Source organism: Kitasatospora arboriphila (assembly GCF_039528095.1).
Lineage (GTDB): Bacteria > Actinomycetota > Actinomycetes > Streptomycetales > Streptomycetaceae > Kitasatospora > Kitasatospora arboriphila.
This window is the reverse complement of the sequence record NZ_BAAALD010000202.1, coordinates 1-3,137: the sequence shown is the minus strand read 5'-3', so window position 1 is coordinate 3,137 and position 3,137 is coordinate 1. Positions and strand designations below refer to the sequence as shown.

The following is a 3,137-nucleotide window of genomic DNA, read 5'->3' as shown; positions in this document are numbered from 1 at the left end:
GGCCCCGCCGGTGCGGCTGGTCGGCGCGCGGCTGTCGGCCGCCGCGGCGGCGCTGCTGCTCGCGGTCGGCGCCGGGGCGGCCTGGGTGGTGTTCGGCACGCTGCCGCACACCGTGGCCCTGCCCCCGGTGGTGGCCCACGGAACCGCCCCGGCGACCGTCCGGGTCGAGCAGGCGGGCACGCTCGTCCGGCTGCTGGTGTCGCCCGGTGAGCGGGTGGCGGCCGGGCAGGCCGTGGCCGTGCTGCGCGGCGCCGACGGGCGGCAGGCCGAGCTGCGGGCCGACCGGGCGGGCACGGTCTCCGCGCTGGCGGCCGCCCCCGGCGGGCTGCTGGCCCCCGGCGCTCCCGTCCTCACCCTCGACCCGTTCGGACTCCCGTTGACCGTCCGGCTGTTCGCCACCGACCCGACGCGGGCCGCGGAGCTGCGGCCGGGCCGGACGGTGCTCGTCCCCGTCCCCGGTGGGGCACCCGTCCGGGCCGTGATCACCGCCGTCGACCCGCTGCCCGCCCGCGCCGACACGCTGGACGGCACCCTGCCCGTCGCACTGCCGGGCCTGCCCGCCGGCGCGGCCCCGGTCTGGACGGCGTACGCCGAACTCCCGCCCGCAGTACAGCAGTCGGCGGCCGCGCTGCCCGGCCCGCTGCCGGTCACCGTGAACCTCGACCTCGGCGCCCGCCACCCGTACCAGGCCGTGCTCGGCAAGGGGGTCGCGCGATGAGCCTCGACGTCCGGGAGAGTCCGGCCGCGGCCACCGACACGCCCCGTCCGGCCGCCGCGCAGGAGGAGCCCGCGAAGGCTCCGCGGGTGCGCAGGCCGCGCCGCTACCTGCGCACCCCGGTCGTGCCGCAGATGGAGGAGCAGGACTGCGGCGCCGCCTGCCTGGCCGTGGTGCTCGGCGCCTTCGGCCGGCGGGTGACCCTGCAGGAGGCGTCCCGGTCCTGCGGGGTGAGCCGGGACGGGGTGAGCGCCGCCGCGGTGGCCCGCGCCGCCGGCCGGTACGGGCTGATCGCCCGCGGCCGCCGGGTGGTGCGCGCCGAGGGCCGGCTGCTCGGCCTGGAGAAGGTGCCGGTGCCGTCGATGGTGCTGGTCACCGGCCCGCACTTCGCCGTTTTCGAGGGCGTCCGGCGCGGCCGCGTGCACATCAACGACCCCTCGCTGGGCACCTACTCGGCCTCACCCGGGGAGTTCTGGGAGTCCTTCGCCGGGATCGCGGTCGGCTTCGAGCCGGGCCCGGACTTCGAGCGCGGCGGCCGCCGCTTCCCGCTGCTGCACGCCCTGGCCGGCCGGATGCGGCCGTTCGCGGGCCCGCTGCTGCTCGCCGTGCTGCTGGCGGTGCTGCTGGCGGTGCCGGGGGTCGCGGCGGCGTTCCTGCTGCGGGCCTACCTCGCCTCGGTGACCCTGGCCGGCACCGCCTCCTGGGCGCTGCCGCTGACCCTGACGGCGGCCGGCGTCGCCGTGACGGTGCTGCTCGGCACCTGGCTGCAGCAGAGCCTGGTCAACCGGGTGCTGGAGGCGATGGCGGCCCGCGGCTCGTCCGGCTTCCTCTGGCGGATGCTGCGACTGCCGGGCTCGTTCTTCCACCGGCGGCAGCTCGGCGGTCTGGTGACCCGGGTGCAGATGAACGACGGCCTGGCCGCGCTGCTCTCGTACCGGGCCGCGGGCGCCGCCGCCTCCGCCGCCGGGGCCGCCGTCCACCTGGGTGCGCTGGCCTGGCTGGAACCCCGGCTCGTGGCCGTGCCGGTCGCCGTCGCGGTGCTGGACGTACTGGCGCTGCGGGTGGCCGACCGGCGCCGCGGCGGCCTGGTGCACCGGCTGCACGCCGAGCAGTACAAGCGCGACGGCGTCGCCTTCGCCGGGGTGTCGGCGATCGAGACGGTCAAGGCCGAGGGCGCCGAGGACTCCTTCTTCCGCTCCTGGGCGGGCTGGCAGGCCCGGGCGATGGAGACCGGTCAGAAGGTCACGGCCGCGGTGATCGTGCCGCTGTCGCTGCCGGGTGCGCTCAACTCGGCCGCCACCGCGACCGTGGTGGTGGCCGGTACCGCGCTGCTGCTCGGCGGCTCGCTCACCCTGGGCACCCTGGTGGCCTTCCTGCTGCTGCTCAACGGCTTCCTCCTGCCGGTCGGCCAACTGGTCGGCACCGGATCGGAGTTCACCGTCGCCCGGGCGCAGAACGCGCTGCTGGAGGACGTGGAGACCACCGAGCCGGACCCCTTCCTCGTCCCCGTCCTCGACGCTCCCGCCGAACCCGCCCGGCTGACCGGTGAGTTGGAGCTGCAGGACGTCTCCTTCGGCTACGACCCCAACCGCCCGCCGGCGATCTCCGGCATCTCGCTGCGGATCCGCCCGGGGGAGTGGGTCGCCGTGGTCGGCACCAGCGGCAGCGGCAAGTCCACCGTGGCCCGGCTCGCCGCCGGGGTGCTCCGGCCCTGGAGCGGCCGGGTGCTGCTCGACGGCCGCCCCCGCGACGACTGGCACCGGTCCGTGGTGACCTCCCAGGTCGCCTACGTGGAGCAGCAGTTGCGACTCTTCGAGGGCACCGTCCGGGAGAACCTCACGCTCTGGGACCCGGCCCTGCCCGAGGACGCCCTGCACCGGGCGCTCGCCGACGCCGAGGCCGCCGAGCTGGTGCGCCGCCGCGGCGGCCCGGACGGCGCCCGGATCGAGGAGGACGCCCGCAACCTCTCCGGCGGCGAGCGCCAGCGCCTGGAGCTCGCCCGGGCGCTCGCCCTGGAACCGGCCCTGCTGGTCCTGGACGAGGCCACCTCGGCGCTCGACGCGCACACCGAGGCCGCCGTCAACGCGCACCTTCGCCGCCGCGGCACCAGCTGCCTGGTGCTCGCCCACCGGCTGAGCACCGTGCAGGCCGCCGACCGGGTCGTGGTGATCGCGGACGGCCGGATCGTCCAGCAGGGCACCCCGGCCGAACTCGCCGCCGTCCCGGGCCCGTACCGCACCCTGCTGGCCGACACCGCGCGCGCCGGCACCCCGCTCGCCGACCGGGCGACCGGCACCCAGGAGACCGCATGACCACCGCCACCACCCCGGCGGCCCCCGCAACGGCGGGCCCGGCCGCTACCGCCGCCGCCAACCGGGCGGCGCTGGCCGCCGCCCTCGGCGGGCTGCACACCGCGGGGGCG

Annotated in this window: 2 protein-coding genes; both read left to right on the top strand. The window is 77.9% G+C overall.

The genetic code is table 11. From position 1 onward, the window contains the following. On the top strand, positions 1 to 718 hold a 718-nt coding region (locus ABD353_RS39410), incomplete at its 5' end, for a biotin/lipoyl-containing protein (RefSeq protein ID WP_344628540.1). Beyond that, a complete protein-coding gene (locus ABD353_RS39405) occupies positions 715 to 3,027 on the top strand; it encodes an ATP-binding cassette domain-containing protein (RefSeq protein WP_344628539.1) in 2,313 nt (770 codons plus the stop codon). The genes ABD353_RS39410 and ABD353_RS39405, both read left to right, overlap by 4 nt. Positions 3,028 to 3,137: the final 110 nt, after the last annotated feature.

Coding starts and splice junctions, on each gene's coding strand:
- ABD353_RS39405 (WP_344628539.1), top strand. CDS start 715: ATGAGCCTCGACGTCCGGGAGAGTCCGGCCGCGGCCACCGACACGCCC.